At 70.7% G+C, this 18,597-nt stretch carries 21 protein-coding genes; 8 read left to right on the top strand and 13 right to left on the bottom strand.

Annotated elements, in window-relative coordinates; translation table 11 throughout:
- Positions 1–507: 507 nt before the first annotated feature.
- Genes GTW40_RS15765 through GTW40_RS15750 form a run of 4 tightly spaced genes read left to right on the top strand, consistent with a single transcriptional unit; the run spans position 508 to position 3,875 of the window.
- Positions 508–1,308: an ABC-2 family transporter protein gene (locus tag GTW40_RS15765; protein WP_161180818.1), complete on the top strand. Its 801-nt coding sequence runs from the start codon at positions 508–510 to the stop codon at positions 1,306–1,308.
- The gene (locus GTW40_RS15760) at positions 1,301–2,128 is read left to right on the top strand and encodes an ABC transporter permease (RefSeq protein WP_343245711.1); all 828 of its coding nucleotides are present in this window, start codon (positions 1,301–1,303) and stop codon (positions 2,126–2,128) included. Before GTW40_RS15765 ends, GTW40_RS15760 begins: the two co-directional genes overlap by 8 nt.
- Positions 2,129–2,132: 4 nt before the next feature.
- Positions 2,133–3,101 carry an ATP-binding cassette domain-containing protein gene (locus tag GTW40_RS15755; protein ID WP_161180817.1) on the top strand — a complete coding sequence of 323 codons (969 nt, stop codon included), beginning with the start codon at positions 2,133–2,135 and terminating at the stop codon, positions 3,099–3,101.
- Between the two features lie 9 nt (positions 3,102–3,110).
- Entirely contained in the window at positions 3,111–3,875 is a 765-nt protein-coding gene (locus GTW40_RS15750) for a DUF1707 domain-containing protein (protein ID WP_161180816.1), read from the top strand.
- Positions 3,876–3,918: 43 nt separating this feature from the next.
- On the opposite strand, the gene GTW40_RS15745 is transcribed toward GTW40_RS15750, so the two are convergent.
- The 3 genes from GTW40_RS15745 to GTW40_RS15735 form a co-directional block, all read right to left on the bottom strand.
- Positions 3,919–4,314, bottom strand: a complete 396-nt coding sequence (locus tag GTW40_RS15745; RefSeq protein WP_161180815.1) for a hypothetical protein — start codon at positions 4,312–4,314, stop codon at positions 3,919–3,921.
- A 128-nt stretch (positions 4,315–4,442) separates the two neighbouring features.
- Entirely contained in the window at positions 4,443–5,180 is a 738-nt protein-coding gene (rph, locus tag GTW40_RS15740) for a ribonuclease PH (RefSeq protein ID WP_161180814.1), read from the bottom strand.
- Positions 5,181–5,288: 108 nt separating this feature from the next.
- On the bottom strand, positions 5,289–5,522 hold the full coding sequence (locus tag GTW40_RS15735) for a PTS glucose/sucrose transporter subunit IIB (RefSeq protein WP_018549655.1): 234 nt from the start codon (positions 5,520–5,522) through the stop codon (positions 5,289–5,291).
- A 187-nt stretch (positions 5,523–5,709) separates the two neighbouring features.
- Between GTW40_RS15735 and GTW40_RS15730 the strand changes: the two genes are divergently transcribed.
- Positions 5,710–6,957, top strand: a complete 1,248-nt coding sequence (locus GTW40_RS15730; RefSeq protein ID WP_161180813.1) for a PTS transporter subunit EIIC — start codon at positions 5,710–5,712, stop codon at positions 6,955–6,957.
- An 88-nt stretch (positions 6,958–7,045) separates the two neighbouring features.
- Here GTW40_RS15730 and GTW40_RS15725 read toward each other — a convergent pair whose 3' ends face one another.
- A complete protein-coding gene (locus GTW40_RS15725; protein ID WP_161180812.1) occupies positions 7,046–7,798 on the bottom strand; it encodes an MBL fold metallo-hydrolase in 753 nt (250 codons plus the stop codon).
- 219 nt (positions 7,799–8,017) lie between these two features.
- On the opposite strand from GTW40_RS15725, the gene GTW40_RS15720 reads away from it, so the two are divergent.
- Positions 8,018–8,527 (top strand): type II toxin-antitoxin system PemK/MazF family toxin, encoded by a 510-nt coding sequence (locus GTW40_RS15720; protein ID WP_161180811.1) that lies wholly within the window; start codon positions 8,018–8,020, stop codon positions 8,525–8,527.
- 100 nt (positions 8,528–8,627) lie between these two features.
- Here the strand turns inward: GTW40_RS15720 and GTW40_RS15715 are convergent, their stop codons facing one another.
- The 8 genes from GTW40_RS15715 to clpS all read right to left on the bottom strand — a co-directional run bounded on the left by GTW40_RS15715 (position 8,628) and on the right by clpS (position 16,131).
- The gene (locus GTW40_RS15715; protein WP_161180810.1) at positions 8,628–9,101 is read right to left on the bottom strand and encodes a hypothetical protein; all 474 of its coding nucleotides are present in this window, start codon (positions 9,099–9,101) and stop codon (positions 8,628–8,630) included.
- Between the two features lie 140 nt (positions 9,102–9,241).
- Positions 9,242–11,047, bottom strand: a complete 1,806-nt coding sequence (locus GTW40_RS15710; protein ID WP_161180809.1) for a S53 family peptidase — start codon at positions 11,045–11,047, stop codon at positions 9,242–9,244.
- Positions 11,048–11,355: 308 nt separating this feature from the next.
- The gene (locus tag GTW40_RS15705) at positions 11,356–12,306 is read right to left on the bottom strand and encodes a cysteine synthase (RefSeq protein ID WP_161180808.1); all 951 of its coding nucleotides are present in this window, start codon (positions 12,304–12,306) and stop codon (positions 11,356–11,358) included.
- Between the two features lie 17 nt (positions 12,307–12,323).
- The gene (locus tag GTW40_RS15700) at positions 12,324–12,602 is read right to left on the bottom strand and encodes a MoaD/ThiS family protein (RefSeq protein WP_161180807.1); all 279 of its coding nucleotides are present in this window, start codon (positions 12,600–12,602) and stop codon (positions 12,324–12,326) included.
- A gap of 162 nt (positions 12,603–12,764) precedes the next feature.
- A complete protein-coding gene (locus GTW40_RS15695) occupies positions 12,765–13,187 on the bottom strand; it encodes a M67 family metallopeptidase (RefSeq protein WP_161180806.1) in 423 nt (140 codons plus the stop codon).
- Positions 13,188–13,330: 143 nt separating this feature from the next.
- Positions 13,331–14,749, bottom strand: a complete 1,419-nt coding sequence (locus tag GTW40_RS15690; protein WP_161180805.1) for an amino acid permease — start codon at positions 14,747–14,749, stop codon at positions 13,331–13,333.
- A gap of 394 nt (positions 14,750–15,143) precedes the next feature.
- Positions 15,144–15,755 carry a DUF2017 domain-containing protein gene (locus GTW40_RS15685; protein ID WP_161180804.1) on the bottom strand — a complete coding sequence of 204 codons (612 nt, stop codon included), beginning with the start codon at positions 15,753–15,755 and terminating at the stop codon, positions 15,144–15,146.
- A gap of 10 nt (positions 15,756–15,765) precedes the next feature.
- Positions 15,766–16,131, bottom strand: a complete 366-nt coding sequence (clpS, locus tag GTW40_RS15680; protein WP_161180803.1) for an ATP-dependent Clp protease adapter ClpS — start codon at positions 16,129–16,131, stop codon at positions 15,766–15,768.
- An 8-nt stretch (positions 16,132–16,139) separates the two neighbouring features.
- Here clpS and GTW40_RS15675 point away from each other — a divergent pair, with 8 nt between their 5' ends.
- Positions 16,140–17,486 (top strand): nicotinate phosphoribosyltransferase, encoded by a 1,347-nt coding sequence (locus tag GTW40_RS15675; protein WP_161180802.1) that lies wholly within the window; start codon positions 16,140–16,142, stop codon positions 17,484–17,486.
- 87 nt (positions 17,487–17,573) lie between these two features.
- Entirely contained in the window at positions 17,574–18,167 is a 594-nt protein-coding gene (locus tag GTW40_RS15670) for an isochorismatase family protein (protein WP_161180801.1), read from the top strand.
- Here GTW40_RS15670 and GTW40_RS33145 read toward each other — a convergent pair.
- Positions 18,157–18,597 (bottom strand): hypothetical protein (locus tag GTW40_RS33145; RefSeq protein WP_237525539.1); only part of this gene is annotated, 441 nt, incomplete at its 5' end. The genes GTW40_RS15670 and GTW40_RS33145 overlap by 11 nt on opposite strands.

Below are 18,597 nucleotides of genomic sequence, written 5' to 3'. Positions count from 1 at the left end.
GGTCTGCCCACCCTGGCCGGGGCGGTTGGCACCGGCGGCCTGGTTCGGCGCGCCGGGGCGACCCGCGCCACCGGTCTGTCCCCCGGAACTCCCCGCGCCCCCCGCCTGGGACGGCCGGCCCACGTCGGCCCGGCCCCCCTCGTCCGCCCCACCCCGCGGAGCGGAAGGGCGGGAATCGCCCGCGCCCCCGGGGTTCCGGGGTTCCGGCCTCGCCTGGTGGCCCGGGGTGTCGGGCCCCTCAGCCGGTCGCGGTGCGCCGGGCGCCCCGCCCTCGGTCGGCTGATGCGGCTGCTCGTCGCTCATCTCGTGCACGGACTCCTGTTTCGCGTCGTACGTTTCCGTACGCCTCGTACGCCTACCTGCGCCCCCAGTTTGAAGACTCTCGCACCTGGCGTTCCGTTCCCGGATTCAGGCACGCTTCCGGCACGGAAAACGCGTGGCATGCCGCCGGGCTTCCGGACTAGGCTCCTGCGCTTCGGTGTCGAAGAGTCCAGGAGGTGGACCGACGTGAGCGCGGGACGGTTGTACGCGGCCGTCGCAGCAGGGGGATTCAGACGGTACGCGACCTACCGGGCCGCCACTGCGGCAGGGGTGTTCACCAACACCGTCTTCGGACTCATCATCGTCTACACCTACCGTGCGCTGTGGGACGCCCGCCCCCATCTCGGCGGTTACGACGAGACGCAGGCCGTGACCTATGTGTGGCTGGGCCAGGCGTTGCTGTCGACGCTCGCGATCGGGGGCGGGGGCGCCGAGGAGGAGCTGATGGAACGCATCCGTACGGGTGATGTCGCGATCGACCTGTACCGGCCCGCGGATCTTCAACTGTGGTGGCTGGCGGCGGATCTGGGGCGGGCGTTCTTCCAGCTGCTGGGGCGCGGGCTCGTGCCGTTCTTCGTGGGCGTCCTGTGTTTCCCGGCGTATCTGCCCCGGGACGTGGGCACTTGGCTGGCCTTCTTCGTGTCGATCGTGCTGGCGATGCTGGTGGGTTTCGGCATCCGCTATCTGGTGGCGCTGAGCGCGTTCTGGCTCATGGACGGGGCCGGAATGGCTCAAATGGCGTGGCTGGCCGGGGTGTTCTGCTCGGGGATGCTGCTGCCGCTGAACGTGTTCCCGGGCGCGCTCGGCGAGGTCGTCCGCGCGCTGCCGTGGTCCTCGCTGCTCCAGGCCCCGGCAGACGTGCTGCTGGGAGAGGCGGACCCGCTGCGGACGTATCTCTTCCAGGGCGCGTGGGCGGTGGCGCTGCTCGGCGCGGGCCGGCTGCTGCAGTCGGCGGCGACGCGGCGGGTGGTGGTCCAGGGTGGCTGAGGACACCGTGGGACGGGTGCGCGAGGGCGTCCGCGCCTACCGGCTCGTCGCGGGCATGTGGCTGCGCTCCACGATGGCGTACCGCGCCTCGTTCGCGATGACCGCGTTCGGGAACTTCGCCGCGACCTCCTTCGACTTCGTGGCGATCATGCTGATGTTCTCCCGGGTGGAGAAGCTGGGCGGCTGGACGCTGCCCGAGGTGGCGTTCCTGTACGGCCTGGCGGGGTTGTCGTTCGGCCTGGCCGACCTGGCGATCGGCTCGATGGACCGGCTGGGCCGCCGGGTGCGCGACGGCACGCTGGACACGCTCCTCGTGCGTCCGGCGCCGGTCCTCGCGCAGGTGGCGGCGGACAAGTTCGCGCTGCGGCGGCTCGGCCGGGTGACGCAGGGCGCGCTGGTGCTCGGCTGGTCGCTGTCCCGGCTGGACGTGGACTGGACGGTGCCGAAGCTGGTCCTGCTGCCGCTGACGGTGGTGAGCGGGTTCGGGATCTTCTGCGCGGTGTTCGTGGCGGGGGCGGCGTTCCAGTTCGTGGCGCAGGACGCCTCGGAGGTGCAGAACGCCTTCACCTACGGCGGTACGACGCTGCTCCAGTACCCGCCGACGGTGTTCGGGCGGGAGCTGGTGCGCGGGGTGACGTTCGTGCTGCCGCTGGCCTTCGTCAACTGGCTGCCCGCCTGCTACGTGCTCGGGCGGCCGTATCCGCTGCGCCTGCCGGAGTGGGTCGCGTTCGCGCCGCTGCCGGTCGCGGTGGGCTGCTGCGCGCTGGCGGGGCTGGCCTGGCGGGCGGGACTTCGTACGTATCGGAGCACAGGGAGCTAGCCGGATGTCGGACGCTGATTTCATCGCGCTGGAGAAGGTCGAGAAGGTCTTCCAGGTGCGCAGGAAGACGGGCTTCCTGAAGCGGGAGCGGCGCGAGGTGCGGGCGGTGGACTCGCTCTCGTTCACCGTGGCGCGCGGCGAGATGGTGGGGTACATCGGGCCGAACGGCGCCGGGAAGTCGACCACGATCAAGATGCTGACCGGCATCCTGACGCCGAGCGCGGGCAGGCTGCGGGTGGCCGGGATCGACCCCTCGCGGGAGCGGACCCGGCTCGCACACCGGATCGGGGTGGTGTTCGGGCAGCGCACGACGCTGTGGTGGGACCTCCCGCTGATCGACTCCTACCGGCTGGCCCACCGCATGTACCGCATCCCGGACGCCCGTTACCGCGAGAACCTGGACCGCTGCGTCGAACTCCTCGAACTGGGCGACCTGTTGGACGTCCCGGTGCGCCAACTCTCCCTCGGTCAGCGGATGCGCGGTGACATCGCGGCCGCCCTGCTGCACGACCCCGAGGTGCTGTACCTGGACGAGCCGACGATCGGCCTGGATGTCGTCTCCAAGGCCAAGGTCCGGGGTTTCCTCAAGGAGTTGAACACCGAGCGCGGCACCACGGTCCTGCTGACCACCCACGACCTCCAGGACATCGAGCAGTTGTGCTCGCGGGTGATGGTGATCGACCACGGCAGGCTGATGTACGACGGCCCGCTGGCCGGGCTGCACGAGGCCGCCGAGGGCGAGCGGACGCTCGTGGTGGACCTGGAGCGGGAACTGCCCCCGGTGGAGGTGCCCTCGGCCCGGGTGGTCCGGGTGGAGGGGCCCCGGCAGTGGCTGGCGTTCCCGGCGGGGCAGTCGGCGGCGCCGCTGGTGGCGCATCTGGCGGCCGGGTATCCGCTGGTCGATCTGTCGGTGCGCGAACCCGACATCGAGTCGGTCATCGCCAAGATGTACGCGGAGAAGGCGGTCTCGTAGTCTGCTGTCATGACCGACGACTCCGTTCCGGACCTTCGTACCCCCGATGCCGTCCCGGATCTCAGGGCCTCCGACGCGGACCGTGAGCGGGTCGCCGAGGTGCTGCGCGACGCCCTGGCCGAAGGGCGCCTGGACATGCAGGAGTTCGAGGAGCGGCTGGAGGGGGCGTACACGGCGCGTACGTACGGCGAGCTGGCCCCGCTGACCCGGGATCTTCCGGTGCCGGGGGCGGCCGCTCCGTCGCCCGTGTCGTTCGTCAAGCAGCCCGCTCCCGAGGGGAGTTGGGCGTCGCGGATCGTCGGCGGCGAGGGTTCCTCGACGGGCGCGGTGGCGGTGATGTCGGGCTTCCAGCGCAAGGGGCGCTGGACGATGCCGAAGAAGTTCACCTGTTTCGCGTTCATGGGCGGGGGCGAGATCGACCTGCGCGAGGCGTACTTCGCGGACCGCGAGGTCGAGATCAGCTGCATCGCGGTCATGGGCGGTATGGAGGTGACCGTGCCGCCGGGCGTCGAGGTGGTGGTGCGCGGCATCGGTGTGATGGGCGGCTTCGAGCACCCCGAGTGGGACGAGCCGGGCGAGCCCGGGGCGCCCCGCGTGATCATCAGCGGGTTCGCCTTCTGGGGCGGGGTCGGCGTGGAGCGCAAGGTGACCCGGGCCGAGCGGCTGCGCCTGAAGGAGCTGCGCCGCGAGGAGCGGGACCTGCGCCGTCAGGAGCGGTACGAGCGGCGCTGTGCGCGGCGCGAGGAGCAGCGGAAGCGCCACTGGGGCCACTGAGCCGCCGAGGGCCGGTGCGAGCCGCGGCCTTCGGCCAACGCCCTTACGGCGTGCAGACCTTGGTGAGTTCACCCGCCGCGTCGGTCACGGGGGTGACGTCCGGGGTGGCGTCGCCGTCCTTGATGGCCTGGCGGACGTTGCGGACGGCCCGGTCCAGGTCGTCGACGGCCTTGTTGACGTCGGCGTCGTCGGTCTTGTCGCCGATCCGGTCGAGGTCCTTCTGGATGGCGTCCAGGGAGGCGTCGGCCTGGCCCGGGTCGTTGGTGGCGTTCTCCACGGCCTGCTGGAGGTCGGTGACGCTGTCCGCGACGGAGTCGGCGGTCCGTACGCAGTCCAGGGCCTTGTCCACGGCGCTGCAGCCGGTGGCGAGACCGGCGGTGAGCGCGGTGGTCACCAGTGCGGCGGCGATGGCGGTGGTACGGCGGCGGCCGGCGGCCATGTCGGGCTCCTCCCCTGGTACGGCTGGCCGGGCACACGGCCTTTCGGCCGCATGCCCGTACCGTCACAGACGCCGTGGGAAGAGCGGGGGTTGCCCGGGGCGACCCGCTGTTTTGACCGGTGCTTTGCCTACGAGCCCAGGGTGGTCTCGAGCGCGGCCTGCTGAAGCAGGGTCAGTTCGGCGCAGCCGGTGACGGCGAGGTCGAGGAGGGCGTTCAGCTCGTCGCGGTCGAAGGGCTCGGCCTCGGCGGTGCCCTGGACCTCGACGAAGCGGCCGTCGCCGGTGCAGACGACGTTCATGTCGGTCTCGGCGCGCACGTCCTCCTCGTAGCAGAGGTCGAGCAGCGGGACGCCGTCGACGATGCCGACGGAGACGGCGCCGACGGTGCCGGTGAGCGGCTTGCGGCCGGGCTTGATCAGCTTCTTGGCCTGGGCCCAGGCGACGGCGTCGGCGAGGGCGACGTAGGCGCCGGTGATGGCGGCGGTACGGGTGCCGCCGTCGGCCTGGAGGACGTCGCAGTCGAGGACGATGGTGTTCTCGCCGAGCGCCTTGTAGTCGATGACGGCGCGCAGGGAGCGGCCGATGAGGCGGGAGATCTCGTGGGTGCGGCCGCCGATCTTGCCGCGCACGGACTCGCGGTCGCCGCGGGTGTTGGTGGCGCGGGGCAGCATGGAGTACTCGGCGGTCACCCAGCCCTCGCCACTGCCCTTGCGCCAGCGGGGGACGCCTTCGGTGACGGTGGCGGTGCAGAAGACCTTGGTGTCGCCGAAGGAGACGAGGACGGAGCCCTCGGCGTGCTTGCTCCAGCCGCGTTCGATGGTGACCGGGCGGAGCTGTTCGGGCGTGCGGCCGTCGATGCGAGACATGGGGACGACCCTATCGGGCGCGGGCGGGGTCTCTTTCCCCCGCGGGCGCGACGAAGGGCTCCTTCCCGGTCGGGAGGGAAGGAGCCCCTGCGCGGCGAGCCGGTCGGCTCACATCATGTCTTCGATCTCCGCGGCGATCGGGTCGGCGTCGGTGCCGATGACGACCTGGATGGCGTTGCCCATCTTGACGACACCGTGGGCGCCCGCGGCCTTCAGGGCGGCGTCGTCGACCAGGGAGGCGTCGTGGACCTCGGTCCGCAGCCGGGTGATGCAGCCCTCGATCTCGTCGATGTTCTCGATGCCGCCGAGCCCGGCGACGATCTTCTCAGCCTTGGTGGCCATGTTCTTTCTCCCTGATCCGCACCGATCGGAACCGACCGGAACCGCTGCTGGTCCGGAGACTGGTCTACACCACGGCCCCGACGCCCGCCAAACCCCCCGGAACTCACGGGTTCCTTATATCGACGCCATCGTGCTAGAAACAGGTCTACACCACTGAGTGGTGTAGACCATCACCGATGGAGGACGTATGAGCACCGCCACCGCAGAGGCGGCCCCCGCAAAGAAGCGGGGATCGGGCCTGTTCCAGGGCCTGCAGAAGGTCGGCCGGAGCTTGCAGCTCCCGATCGCCGTGCTGCCGGCGGCTGGTCTTCTGCTCCGCTTCGGCCAGCCCGACATTCACGACAAGCTGCACGTGCCCGCGAAGGTCACGGCGGTCTTCGCCACCGCGGGCGGCGCGATCTTCGACAACCTGCCCCTTCTCTTCTGTGTCGGCGTGGCCATCGGCTTCGCCAAGAAGGCGGACGGTTCCACCGCGCTCGCGGCGCTGGTCGGCTTCCTGGTGTACAGCAACGTCCTGAAGGCGTTCCCGGTCACCGAGGCGAAGATCCAGAACGGCGCGGACATCGCCGCGACCTACAATAACCCCGGCGTTCTCGGCGGCGTCATCATGGGCCTGCTGGCCGCGGTGCTCTGGCAGCGCTACCACCGCAAGCGCCTGGTGGACTGGCTCGGCTTCTTCAACGGCCGCCGTCTGGTGCCGATCATCATGGCCTTCGTCGGCACCCTGGTCGGTGTTTTCTTCGGTCTGATCTGGGAGCCGATCGGCAAGGGCATCTCCAGCTTCGGCGAGTGGATGACGGGCCTCGGTGCCGTCGGCGCCGGTCTGTTCGGCCTGGTCAACCGCGCGCTGATCCCGGTCGGCATGCACCAGTTCGTGAACGCCGTCTCCTGGTTCCAGATCGGCGACTACAAGGACGCCTCCGGCAACATCGTCCACGGCGACCTCACCCGCTTCTTCGCCGGTGACCCGACCGCCGGTCAGTTCATGTCGGGCTTCTTCCCCATCATGATGTTCGGCCTCCCGGCCGCCGCCATCGCCATCGCGCACTCGGCCCGCCCCGAGCGCCGCAAGGCCGTGATGGGCATGATGATCTCCCTCGCCCTCACCTCCTTCGTGACCGGCGTGACGGAGCCCATCGAGTTCTCCTTCATGTTCATCGCGCCGGTGCTCTACGCGATCCACGCGGTGCTGACCGCCCTCTCCATGGCCATCACCTGGGCCCTGGGCGTGCACGCGGGCTTCACCTTCTCCGCCGGTGTCACCGACTACATCCTGAACTGGAACCTCGCCACCAAGCCCTGGCTGATCATCCCGATCGGCCTGGTGTTCGCCGCGGTCTACTACGTGGTCTTCCGCTTCGCGATCACCAAGTTCAACCTGCCGACCCCGGGCCGTGAGCCCGAGGAGGAGCTGGAGGACCTCACCAAGGCGTGAGTTCTCCCCAGGAGACGGCCGAAGGCCCCGGAGACCGCTCAGGTCCCGGGGCCTTCGCCATGCCGTGGGCACGGAATGCGCTGTGGGGCTACAGCTCGTACGTCATCCTCGGCACCGCCAGTTCCACCGGCCCCATGTACGCCTCGCGGGCGTCCGCCAGGTTGACCTGGGGGTCGGTCCACGGGGGGATGTGGGTGAGGAGCAGGAGGCCGGCGCCCGCGCGGGTCGCCGTCTCACCGGCCTCGCGGCCGTTGAGGTGGAGGTCGGGGATGTTCTCCTTGCCGTGGGTGAAGGCGGCCTCGCACAGGAAGAGGTCGGTGTCCCGGGCCAGCTCGTCCAGCGCGTCGCACACACCGGTGTCGCCGGAGTACGTCAGGGACTTGCCCTCGTGCTCGATGCGGATGGCGTACGCCTCCACCGGGTGCCGGACCCGCTCGGTGTGCACGGTGAACGGGCCGATCTCGAACGTGGACGGCTTGACCGTGTGGAAGTCGAAGACCTCGCTCATGGAGGACGCCGAGGGCGTGTCGGCGTAGGCCGTGGTCAGGCGGTGCTCGGTGCCCTCGGGGCCGTAGACCGGGATGGGGGCGCAGCGGCCGCCGTCGTGCCGGTAGTAGCGCGCGACGAAGTAGGCGCACATGTCGATGCAGTGGTCGGCGTGCAGATGGCTGAGGAAGATCGCGTCGAGGTCGTACAGACCGATGTGGCGCTGCAACTCGCCGAGGGCGCCGTTGCCCATGTCGAGAAGCAGCCGGAAGCCGTCGGCCTCGACGAGGTAGCTCGAACAGGCCGATTCCGCGGACGGGAACGACCCCGAGCTGCCGACGACGGTGAGCTTCATGAAGCAGAAACCTCCGTAGGCGGGGGACGGATGGGCGGATTACGGAAGGGCGGGGCGTGCGGTCCGTCGAGCGTAAGGCGCGAAAGCGCGGGTCGCTCCTCCGCCCGGCGCCGTTGTGGGCGAACTCACCTGCGGTGTCACCGGTTCGGCTGGATCGGGGGCGCGTTGGGATGCGCCAAGGGCGCGCGAGGCGCGGCGCGCGCCGGTAACGTCGTCCCCATGGACACGTCCTGGTGGCTCGCGCTCGCGGCCGTGGTGCTGCTCGCGCTGGTCGCCACGCTCGTGGACGGCTGGGGACGCGGTCACCGGCCGCGCGGACGGCGGCTGCGGCCGCCCGGCAGACCCGCGTCCCGGCCCACATCCCGGCCCACGTCCCGGACCGGGCCCCGATCCCGGGACCGGGCAAGGACTCTGACGGACCGTCCGCGACCGGGCGACATCTGGTGGGCGGACGTGCCCTACGAGGACCGGCCCGAGTCCAAGGACCGGCCCTGTCTGGTGCTGTCCGTGCGCGGGGACCGGGTCACGGTCGCGAAGATCACCAGCAAGTACCACGACCAGCGCGCCGGGGTCATCCCGCTGCCGCCCGGCTCGGTGGGCGACGCCCAGGGACGCCCCAGCTTCCTGCGCACCGACGAGCTGCGCGAGGTGCGCGTGGGCGACTTCCGGCGCCGGGTGGGCGTCGTCGACCCGGCCCTGTGGGACCAGGTGCGCCACCTGGCGCGCTAGGGCCTGTCGCGGGCGGGGGAACACGGCCATGTCCCCACCCTCGCGGAACCCGCCGGAGAGCGCCCGGCGGCCGCGCCCGCTCCGGTCCCCCTCCCGGTGACTAGCCGATCCGCACGGTGACCACGAACTCCTGGATGCCCTTGCAGGAGATGCCGCCCGGGGAGCTGGGCTGCGCGCACAGCGGGCGGCTGGAGGTCAGGTGGACGGTGCCGGTGGCGGCCGCGCGGTAGGCGGCGGTGGCGTCGCCGGGCTGGAGGACGATCCCGGCGTTGATCGCGGTCAGCGCGTGACCGCTCGCCCGGACCGGCTCCCAGGGGCGGGACTTGGTGCCGTCGAGGGTGAGCCGCAGCTCGCCGCCCTGCTTGAGGCACACCGTCTTCCCGGCGTCGGCGGAGGTCAGCCGCACCTGGTCCGCGCAGCCGGTGGAGCGCGAGGGGGTGGCGGAGGGCCTGGCCGATGCCGAGGGCGCGGCGGACGGCTTGGTCGAGGCCGAGGGCGCGGACTCGCCCCCGCAGCCCGCGAGCAGCAGGAACAGGGCCGTCGCCGCGAGGGCACGGGACGTCGTACGGCGCATGGGGTCCGCCTCTCCGTCGTGGCCGGTGCCGCTCGGCACCGCTGGTGATGTGACGTACCACCGGCGCGATCGGCTCCCGGGGAACACGCGCGTCCCGCGCGCGGACGGCTTCCGCGCGCGGGACCGGGTGGTGGTGCGGTTCAGCTGGTGGTGACGGCGGCGTCGTCCACGACGAAGCTGGTCTGGAGGGAGGAGTCCTCCACGCCGCTGAACTTCAGGGTGACCGTCTGGCCCGCGAAGGAGGACAGGTCGAAGGTCTTCTGCGCGTACCCGGAGGCGGCGTTGACGTTCGAGTACGTCGCCAGGGTGGTGGAACCGGCGGTCACGGTCAGCTTGTCGTACGCGGTGCTGCCCGTCTCGGCGGTGTCCACGTGCAGGTAGAAGGTGAAGCTGGCCCGGCAGCCGGTGGGGACGGTCACCGACTGAGAGAGCGTGTCGGTGTGGGCCGAGCCGTAGCCGTCGAGCCACGCCTTGTACGAACCGGCGTGCGCGGCCTCGCCGCTGTCGGTGTTGATGACCCCGCTGCTGGCGGTCCAGGTGGTGTTGCCGGACTCGAAGCCGGGGTTGCCGAGCAGCTGCGCCGGGGTGCAGGTGCCGCCACCGCCGCCCGTGCCGCCGGAGGTGAAGGCGGCCGTGCCGTTGGGGGTGCCCCAGCCGGTCGGGCCGTCGTAACCGGCGCGCGCGGTGCAGAAGTACGAGGTGGTGCAGGTGCCGTTGTTGCCGCTGGTCACGTCGTTGAGGTTCGCCGTGTGGCTGTACGGGTACTGCGCCGGGTAGTCCGAGGCGCCCGGGGTGCCCGCCAGGGCGTAGACACCGGCGATGATCGGGGCGGAGGCGCTGGTGCCGCCGTAGACCGCCCAGCCGGAGCCGCCGTAGGTGTCGTAGACGGCGACGCCGGTGGCCGGGTCGGCGACGGCGGAGACGTCGGACTCCATGCGCTTGGCGCAGCCGGTGTCGGTCTGCCAGGTGGGCTTCGGGTCGTAGGCGGAGCAGCCGGAGCCGGTGCCCTCGGTGGAGCTGGTGTGCCAGACGGACTCGCTCCAGCCGCGGGAGTTGGCCGCGGTGGTGAGCGCGGTGCCGCCGACGGCGGTCACGTACTGCGAGGTCGCCGGGTACTCGGCGCCGTAGGCCTCGTCACCGGCGGAGACGGTGATGGCGACGCCGGGGTGCTTGAAGTACTGGGTGTCCTCGGTGGTCTGGGTGGAGGACTCGCCGCCGCCCCAGCTGTTGGAGACGAACTTGGCGCCGAGCGCGACGGCCTCGTTCTCGGCCTTGCCGAGGTCGGTGTCGTTGGCGGAGTTGGCCTCGACCAGGGTGATGTTGCAGTTGGGGCAGACCGCGCTGACCATGTCGATGTCCAGCGCCTCCTCACCCGCCCAGCCCTGGTCGTTGGTGGGGAGCGAGGTGGTGGAGCCGGTCTGGGAGACCTGCTTGAAGCAGCCGTTGGCCTTGGTGCAGGCGGACAGGCCGTAGGTGGAGCGGTAGGTGGCGAGGTCCGCCTCGGCGTTGGGGTTGTTGTAGGCGTCGACCACCGCGACGGTCAGGCCCGAGCCGCCGGTGGAGGGCAGGTTGTAGGCGCTGTGCAGGTTGGCCGGGGAGAGGCCGGAGGGGGTGGCGGCGGCGACCGCGGAGGCGAGCCGCTGCTTGATGTCGGTGCGGCGCTGGGCGAAGCAGGAAGCCTGGCCCGGGTGCGCGGTGGCGCACAGATGGGTGGTGGGGACCTTCTGGCCGGCCTTGCCGGTGGTGTGGAAGGTCTGCCGGTCGGGGTCGGTCAGCGCCTTGTGGTTCTGGGTGACGCGGGACGCCGGGGCCGGGTGGGCCGCGGGGGCGGCTCCGGCCGAGGGCGCCGCGGTCATTCCGGCGACGGAGAGGGCGAGTGCGGGGAGGGCGACGGCGAGGAGTCTGGGCAGACTCCGTCTCCGCCCGCCGGTGCGTGACTCACGCATGGGGAAACTGCCTCCATGGGGAAGTGGGGGTTCTCGCACTGGATTGGCAGGCACGTGACGCGCGTAGCGGCGGCAGAGCGCGCGGTCATGGGCATGACACTCTCAGACGTCCGACGTGTCGATGAGCGTGACATGTCAGGTCGCGGGAGGAACGTAGCTCCGGGGCGCCGACGCCCGGCAGTACCGCAGGACATTCTTTGCCGCGCCATAGAAAGCGGTTGGCCCCCTCATAGGAGGGGGCTGACGCGATCTTGTGAGCTTCCCGGGTTTGACCGGAAGAGGCCTTGTGGTGGCCGGGGCGAAGAGGACTACGCCCAGAGCTGGCCGTGCAGGGCCTCGACCGCCTCTTCGGTGGTCGCGGCGGTGTAGACGCCGGTGGAGAGGTACTTCCAGCCGCCGTCGGCCACCACGAACACGATGTCCGCGCTCTCCCCCGCCTTGACCGCCTTGCGGCCGACCCCGATCGCCGCGTGCAGCACGGCGCCGGTGGAGACGCCCGCGAAGATGCCCTCCTGCTGGAGGAGTTCACGGGTACGGGCCACCGCGTCCGCCGAGCCGACGGAGAACCGGGTGGTGAGCACGGAGGCGTCGTACAGCTCGGGGACGAAGCCCTCGTCGAGGTTGCGCAGGCCGTAGACCAGGTCGTCGTAGCGCGGCTCGGCGGCGACGATCTTGACGTCCGGCTTCTGCTCGCGCAGATAGCGGCCGACGCCCATGAGGGTGCCGGTGGTGCCGAGGCCCGCCACGAAGTGGGTCACCGAGGGCAGGTCGGCCAGGATCTCGGGGCCGGTGGTGGCGTAGTGGGCGCCCGCGTTGTCCGGGTTGCCGTACTGGTAGAGCATCACCCAGTCGGGGTGCTCGGCCGCCAGCTCCTTGGCCACGCGCACGGCGGTGTTGGAGCCGCCCGCCGCCGGGGAGGGGATGATCTCCGCGCCCCACATGGCGAGCAGGTCCCGGCGCTCCTGCGAGGTGTTCTCCGGCATCACGCAGACCATCCGGTAGCCCTTGAGCTTGGCGGCCATGGCGAGCGAGATGCCGGTGTTGCCGGAGGTGGGCTCCAGGATCGTGCAGCCCGGGGTGAGGCGGCCGTCCTTCTCCGCCTGCTCGATCATGTGCAGCGCGGGGCGGTCCTTGACCGAGCCGGTGGGGTTGCGGTCCTCCAGCTTGGCCCAGAGGCGGACGTCGGGGGACGGCGAGAGCCGCGGCAGGCGCACCAGAGGGGTGTCGCCCACCGCGGCCAGCGGGGAGTCGTAACGCATGAGGGACCGGCGCCCGATCAGGCCATGCCACCGGCGACGGCCGGCAGGATCGTCACGGTGTCGCCGTCGGACAGCTTGGTGTCGATGCCGTCCACGAAGCGCACGTCCTCGTCGTTCAGGTAGACGTTCACGAAACGGCGCAGCTGACCGGCGTCGACCACCCGGTCCCGGATGCCCGCGTGCCGGGTCTCCAGGTCGGTGAACAGCTCGGCGAGGGTCTCCCCGGCGCCTTCGACCGCCTTCTGGCCGTCGGTGTACTGGCGGAGGATGGTGGGGATGCGGACCTCGATGGCCATGGTTGCGGGCTCCTGTCGAAAGGTGTCGTCGGACCTGCGGGCTCGGTACGTCAGCGGTAGGCCCGCACCACGGTCAGAACCATGGGCTCATCGTATCGATTCCCGGTCCGCCGACCGGAAGGTGTTCCCACATGCCGGACATTTTCCGACCGAAGGGTGGGATCAGTACGCCTCGACGACCTTGATCTCCTCCTCGGTGACCTCACCGTCCAGGATGCGGAAGGAACGGAACTGGAAGTCGCCGAGGCCGTCGGCGTCCGCCGTGGAGACCAGGACGTAGTGGGCGCCGGGCTCGTTGGCGTAGCCGATGTCGGTGCGCGAGGGGTATGCCTCGGTCGCGGTGTGGGAGTGGTAGACGATCACCGGCTCCTCGTCGCGGTCGTCCATCTCCCGGTAGAGCTTCAGCAGGTCCTGGGAGTCGAACTCGTAGAACGTGGGCGAGCGGGCCGCGTTCAGCATCGGGATGAAGCGCTCGGGGCGGCCGGTGCCCTCCGGTCCGGCGACCACGCCGCACGCCTCGTCGGGGTGGTCCGCGCGGGCGTGGGCGACGATCCTGTCGTACAGGTCCTGGGTGATGGTCAGCATGGTCGCCAGGATAGGAGTATGGGCCGCCCCGTACCGAGGTGCGGTACGGAACGGCCCACATGGCGGACGCCCTGAGCGGCGGCCGGCGGGAGTGCCACGAGTACTCCCGACGGCCGGGCGTCCTGGATGGTCTTGCCGGTGGGTCAGCCCACCTTCTCCAGAGCCGGTTCCTCGCGCTCCCCGGTCTGCGGCGTGCGCGACTTCATGACGAACCAGCCGATGCCGAGGGCGATGGCCCAGACCGCCATCACGTAGAGGCAGATGCGGGAGTCGGCATCGTACGCGATCAAGCCCGTGACGAAGAGCAGGAAGGCGATGGCGATGTACGAGCACACCGCGCCGCCCGGGGCCGGGAAGGACGAGGCGGGCAGCTCACCCGCGACGACCTTGCGGCGGTAGAGCACGTGGCTGATCAGGATCATCAGCCAGGTCCAGATGCCCGCGGCGGTGGCGATGGAGGTGACGTAGCCGAACGCCTTGGCCGGGACGATGTAGTTCAGGACCACACCGATGCCCATGAAGAGCACCGAGACGGTGACGCCGAGCGCCGGGGTCTTGGCGGCCGACAGACGGGAGAAGACCCTGGGGGCCTCGCCGCTGTCCGCCAGGTTGCGCAGCATGCGGCCCGTGGAGTACATGCCGGAGTTGCAGGAGGAGAGCGCGGCGGTGAGGACGACGAAGTTGACGACGCCCGCGCCGGCCGGGATGCCGATCTCCGCGAACGCCTTCACGAAGGGGCTGACCCCCGGTGAGAACTCGGTCCACTTGACCACGCACAGGATCACGGTCAGGGCGCCGACGTAGAAGAGGGCGATGCGCCAGGGCAGGGTGTTGATGGCCTTCGGGAGGGTCTTCTCGGGGTCCTCGGACTCGCCCGCGGTGACGCCGACCAGCTCGACGGCGAGGTAGGCGAACATGACGCCCTGGAGCGTCATCAGGGAGGAGCCGATGCCCTTGGGGAAGAAGCCGTCGAACGCGTAGAGGTTCGAGACGGAGGCGGTGTCACCGGCGGCGCTGAAGCCGAAGGTCAGCACGCCGAGGCCGATCACGATCATGCCGATCAGGGCCGTGACCTTGACCATCGAGAACCAGAACTCCAGCTCACCGAAGAGCTTCACGGAGATCAGGTTGACGCCGAACAGGACCACCAGGAAGACGAGCGCCGTCACCCACTGCGGAACGGCCGGGAACCAGTAGTTGACGTAGATCGCGGCGGCCGTCAGCTCGGCCATGCCGGTGACGACCCACATCAGCCAGTACGTCCAGCCGGTGAAGTAACCGAAGAAGGGGCCGAGGAACTCGCGCGAGTACTCGGCGAAGGAACCGGAGACCGGGCGGTAGAGCAGCAGCTCGCCCAGGGCCCGCATGATGAAGAAGATGATCGCGCCCGCGAGGGCGTACATGAGGATCAGGCTGGGACCGGCCTTGGCGATGTTCGCCCCGGCTCCCAGGAACAGGCCGACGCCGACCGCGCCGCCGATGGCGATCATCTGGACCTGGCGGCTGCCGAGTCCTCGCTCGTACCCCTCCTCAGGGGCTTCGGTGACCTTCTCAGAGGCCATGGTGGTGCGCCTTTCTCCATGCCGACCCGCGGCCGGTCAACGGCCTCGGATCGGGTTTCGATCCCCCCGGAACTGATGGAGCTGGGCAGGTTGCGAGCCCGCCCTTGCCTGGCCGACGGTCGCCGGCTCGGTGGCGCACCCGGTCGAACATGGGTGGTGTTCGCCGGGCGGTCGTGAAGATTTATCACGGCCGCAACAATGAACAAAGGGGGGCTCTGTGGCGCAACACACAGGAAGAAGCGGACAAAGAGCGCACGAATGGCGCAAACCAGGCCGCAACGGTGACGCGATCGTTATCCGGATTTGAGCGTCCTCTGAGCGAACACGAAATCCGGCGGATCGTTACAAATGGCTACGGCAACAGGGTTACCGCAGCAGGACCACGGCGGCGGGGCTACGGCAGCAGCGTGGAGACGAGCGTCTCCTGGAGCCCGCCCAGCCAGAGATAGGCCAGCACCATCGGCTTGCGCGGGTCCTGGTCCGGCAGGTGGTACAGCGGGTCGGTGTCGTCCTCGCCGGTGATCTCCAGGCGGGCGCCGATCGCGAGCCGCAGATCGTTGAGCGCGCTCAGCCACTGCCGGGACTCGTCCGGGGAGAGCTTCAGCACCGCCACGCCTTCGTCGGCCGCCGCCGAGGCGGGGGCGTCCAGGGTGCGGATCACCGCCAGCGCGTTCTCCCGCTTGCCCGCACGCAGGTCGTTCTCGGTGTAGCGGCGGAACTCGGCCGAGTGCTCCTGGCGTTCGGCGGCCTCCGCGGCGGTGTCCGGCTCCCGCTCGGGGTCGGTGTAGGCGTCCGGGAAGAGCCGGCGCAGCACCGGGTCGGTGGGCGGCTCGCTCGGGCCCTCGGCGAACAGCCCGGCCAGCGGGTCGGCGGAGGCGTCCTCGGCGGGGCCGGGGCCGATCAGCTCCAGGAGCTGTACGGCCAGGGACCGGATGATGGAGATCTCGACGTCGTCGAGCGCGACGGCCGCGCCGCCGCCGGGGAGCGGTTCGAAGTGTCCGGGCATGTCTCTGGGTTTACTTCCGGTCCTGCTGGAGGGTGGCCCACAGGCCGTAGCCGTGCATCGCCTGCACGTCGCGTTCCATCTCCTCGCGGCTCCCGCTGGAGACGACCGCCCGGCCCTTGTGGTGGACGTCGAGCATGAGCTTGGTGGCCTTGTCCTTGGGATAGCCGAAGTACGACTGGAAGACATACGTCACATAGCTCATGAGGTTGACCGGGTCGTTGTGCACGATGGTGACCCAGGGGACGTCGGGCTCGGGTACGGCGAAGACCTCTTCCGCCGATTCGGTGCGTTCGATCTCTACGGGAGCGGGTGACGTCACACAGCAATGCTGCCACGTGGCCCAGAAATCGTCACACTGACGAAATGGGAGTACCATCCCTCCTCATGAACGCAGCGGACCTTGGGCTGCCGGTCGACGTCCCCTCGACGGCGCTCTTCACGGACCAGTACGAGCTGACCATGCTGCAGGCCGCCCTGCGGGCCGGAACGGCCGAGCGGCGCAGTGTGTTCGAGGTCTTCACCCGGCGCCTGCCGAACGGGCGCCGGTACGGAGTCGTCGCGGGCACCGGACGGGTGCTGGACGCGGTGACGAACTTCCGGTTCGACGCCGGGATGCTCGACTTCCTGCGCGAGCGGGAGATCGTCGACGCGGCGACCCTCGACTGGCTCGCGGACTACCGCTTCCAGGGCGACATCTGGGGCTACCCGGAGGGCGAGGTCTACTTCCCCGGCTCGCCGCTGTTGCGGGTCGAGGGCAGCTTCGCGGAGTGCGTGCTGCTGGAGACGGTGATCCTCTCGATCCTCAACCACGACTCGGCCATCGCGGCGGCCGCCTCCCGGATGTCCTCCGCCGCCGGTGACCGCCCCCTGATCGAGATGGGCGCCCGGCGCACCCACGAGCTGGCCGCCGTGGCCGCCGCCCGCGCCGCCTACATCGGCGGCTTCGCCACCACCTCCGACCTCGCGGCGGGCTTCCGCTACGGCATCCCGACCGTCGGCACCTCCGCGCACGCCTTCACCCTGCTCCACGACAACGAGCGGGACGCCTTCCGCGCCCAGGTGGACGCGCTGGGCGCGGGTACGACGCTGCTGGTGGACACCTACGACGTCACGGAGGCCGTCCGTACGGCGGTGGAGGTGGCCGGGACCGACCTGGGCGCCGTGCGGATCGACTCCGGAGACCTGCTGCTGGTCGCGCACCGGGTGCGGCGGCAGCTGGACGAGCTGGGGGCGACCAACACGCGGATCGTCGTCACCTCGGACCTGGACGAGTACGCCATCGCCTCGCTGGCGGCGGCGCCGGTGGACGCGTACGGCGTGGGCACGCAGCTGGTGACCGGTTCCGGGCACCCCACGTGCTCGATGGTCTACAAGCTGGTGGCCCGCGCGGAGTCCGCCGACCCCGCCTCACCGCTGGTGCCGGTGGCGAAGAAGTCCAGCGGCGGCAAGACCTCCATCGGCGGCCGCAAGTGGGCGGCACGGCGGCTGGACGGCTCGGGCGTCGCGGAGGCCGAGGTCGTGGGCACCGGCCCGGTGCCGGACGACCTGGCCGACCGGCAGCTGCTCGTCGAGCTGGTCAAGGGCGGCGAGGTGATCGCCCGCGAGCCGCTGGACGTGGCCCGCGACCGGCACCTCGCGGCCCGCGCGAACCTGCCGCTGTCGGCGACCCAGCTGTCCCGCGGCGAACCCGTCCTTCCGACGGAGTACGTGCACCTGGGCTCGGGTAGCTAGGGGGTGTCTCGCCGTTCACGCCCTCTCCCGCCGGAGCCCGGAAGTCTCTAGGCTCGATTCCTTGGACCTCACTCGAAGGACATCACCATGCGCCGCGCCTTGATCGTCGTAGACGTGCAGAACGACTTCTGCGAGGGGGGCAGCCTCGCGGTGGCGGGGGGCGCGGACGTGGCCGCCGCCATCACCGAGCTGATCGGCCAGGCCGCCGGCACGGGCTACCGGCACATCGTGGCCACCCGCGACCACCACATCGCCCCCGGCGGCCACTTCGCCGACAACCCCGACTACGCCCACTCCTGGCCCGCCCACTGCGTCGCCGGCACCGAGGGCGTCGGCTTCCACCCCAACTTCGCCCCCGCGGTCGCCTCCGGCGCGGTGGACGCGGTCTTCGACAAGGGCGCCTACTCCGCCGCGTACAGCGGCTTCGAGGGCGCCGACGAAAACGGCACGGGTCTCTCCGAGTGGCTCCGGGAACGGGGGGTGGAGGAGGTCGACGTGGTGGGGATCGCGACGGACCACTGTGTGAAGGCGACAGCCCTGGACTCCGCGAGAGAGGGCTTCCGAACCCACGTCCTCCTGGACCTCACGGCAGGCGTGGCCCAGGAAACGACGGACCAGGCCCTGGAGTCCCTGCGGGAGGCAGGAGTAAAGCTGACGGGCAAGCCGGTGGTCAGCGGATGACGTGAATCTCCGACAAGGGGGCGAGCCCGAGCCCCTCCCGGTCGAGCAGCTCCCGCGCCAGCCCTCGCACCTTGCCCCACCCCTCGTCCCGGGCCAGCGCCTCCGGACTCCAGCGGCCGGGGTCGCCACTCATCTCCCCGAACACGGCGTCGATCTCCCGGAGCCCAGCGAGGACGGCCTCACCGAGGACCCCCGCCGCCACGAGGCCGGGGGCGGCGCCGGTGGCATGCTCAAGATCCAGAGCAATCTCATCCGTCAGCACGCCGTGCGTCCGCACCCATCCCACCTGCTCATCAGCGGACGCGGCCACCAGCCGCAAGGCCCCGATCACGAAGCTCCTCATGGCGCCCGACGGTACGGGGCGCTGCGCGGCCGTGACGGTTCGGGTGCGGGTGCGTGGTGGCTGGTCGCGCAGTTCCCCGCGCCCCTT

The sequence above is a fragment of the Streptomyces sp. SID4985 genome, from assembly GCF_009863025.1.
Taxonomy (GTDB): domain Bacteria; phylum Actinomycetota; class Actinomycetes; order Streptomycetales; family Streptomycetaceae; genus Streptomyces.
The sequence above is the reverse complement of the archived record's forward strand: the minus strand, read 5'-3'. Positions and strand labels throughout refer to the sequence as shown.

What these genes read in the sequence shown, in the direction of transcription:
- GTW40_RS15755 (WP_161180817.1), top strand. Translation starts at nt 2,133, where the DNA reads ATGTCGGACGCTGATTTCATCGCGCTGGAGAAGGTCGAGAAGGTCTTC.
- GTW40_RS15750 (WP_161180816.1), top strand. Translation starts at nt 3,111, where the DNA reads ATGACCGACGACTCCGTTCCGGACCTTCGTACCCCCGATGCCGTCCCG.
- GTW40_RS15745 (WP_161180815.1), bottom strand. Translation starts at nt 4,314, where the DNA reads ATGGCCGCCGGCCGCCGCCGTACCACCGCCATCGCCGCCGCACTGGTG.
- rph (WP_161180814.1), bottom strand. Translation starts at nt 5,180, where the DNA reads ATGTCTCGCATCGACGGCCGCACGCCCGAACAGCTCCGCCCGGTCACC.
- GTW40_RS15735 (WP_018549655.1), bottom strand. Translation starts at nt 5,522, where the DNA reads ATGGCCACCAAGGCTGAGAAGATCGTCGCCGGGCTCGGCGGCATCGAG.
- GTW40_RS15730 (WP_161180813.1), top strand. Translation starts at nt 5,710, where the DNA reads ATGAGCACCGCCACCGCAGAGGCGGCCCCCGCAAAGAAGCGGGGATCG.
- GTW40_RS15725 (WP_161180812.1), bottom strand. Translation starts at nt 7,798, where the DNA reads ATGAAGCTCACCGTCGTCGGCAGCTCGGGGTCGTTCCCGTCCGCGGAA.
- GTW40_RS15720 (WP_161180811.1), top strand. Translation starts at nt 8,018, where the DNA reads ATGGACACGTCCTGGTGGCTCGCGCTCGCGGCCGTGGTGCTGCTCGCG.
- GTW40_RS15715 (WP_161180810.1), bottom strand. Translation starts at nt 9,101, where the DNA reads ATGCGCCGTACGACGTCCCGTGCCCTCGCGGCGACGGCCCTGTTCCTG.
- GTW40_RS15710 (WP_161180809.1), bottom strand. Translation starts at nt 11,047, where the DNA reads ATGCGTGAGTCACGCACCGGCGGGCGGAGACGGAGTCTGCCCAGACTC.
- GTW40_RS15705 (WP_161180808.1), bottom strand. Translation starts at nt 12,306, where the DNA reads ATGCGTTACGACTCCCCGCTGGCCGCGGTGGGCGACACCCCTCTGGTG.
- GTW40_RS15700 (WP_161180807.1), bottom strand. Translation starts at nt 12,602, where the DNA reads ATGGCCATCGAGGTCCGCATCCCCACCATCCTCCGCCAGTACACCGAC.
- GTW40_RS15695 (WP_161180806.1), bottom strand. Translation starts at nt 13,187, where the DNA reads ATGCTGACCATCACCCAGGACCTGTACGACAGGATCGTCGCCCACGCC.
- GTW40_RS15690 (WP_161180805.1), bottom strand. Translation starts at nt 14,749, where the DNA reads ATGGCCTCTGAGAAGGTCACCGAAGCCCCTGAGGAGGGGTACGAGCGA.
- GTW40_RS15685 (WP_161180804.1), bottom strand. Translation starts at nt 15,755, where the DNA reads ATGCCCGGACACTTCGAACCGCTCCCCGGCGGCGGCGCGGCCGTCGCG.
- clpS (WP_161180803.1), bottom strand. Translation starts at nt 16,131, where the DNA reads ATGGTACTCCCATTTCGTCAGTGTGACGATTTCTGGGCCACGTGGCAG.
- GTW40_RS15675 (WP_161180802.1), top strand. Translation starts at nt 16,140, where the DNA reads ATGAACGCAGCGGACCTTGGGCTGCCGGTCGACGTCCCCTCGACGGCG.
- GTW40_RS15670 (WP_161180801.1), top strand. Translation starts at nt 17,574, where the DNA reads ATGCGCCGCGCCTTGATCGTCGTAGACGTGCAGAACGACTTCTGCGAG.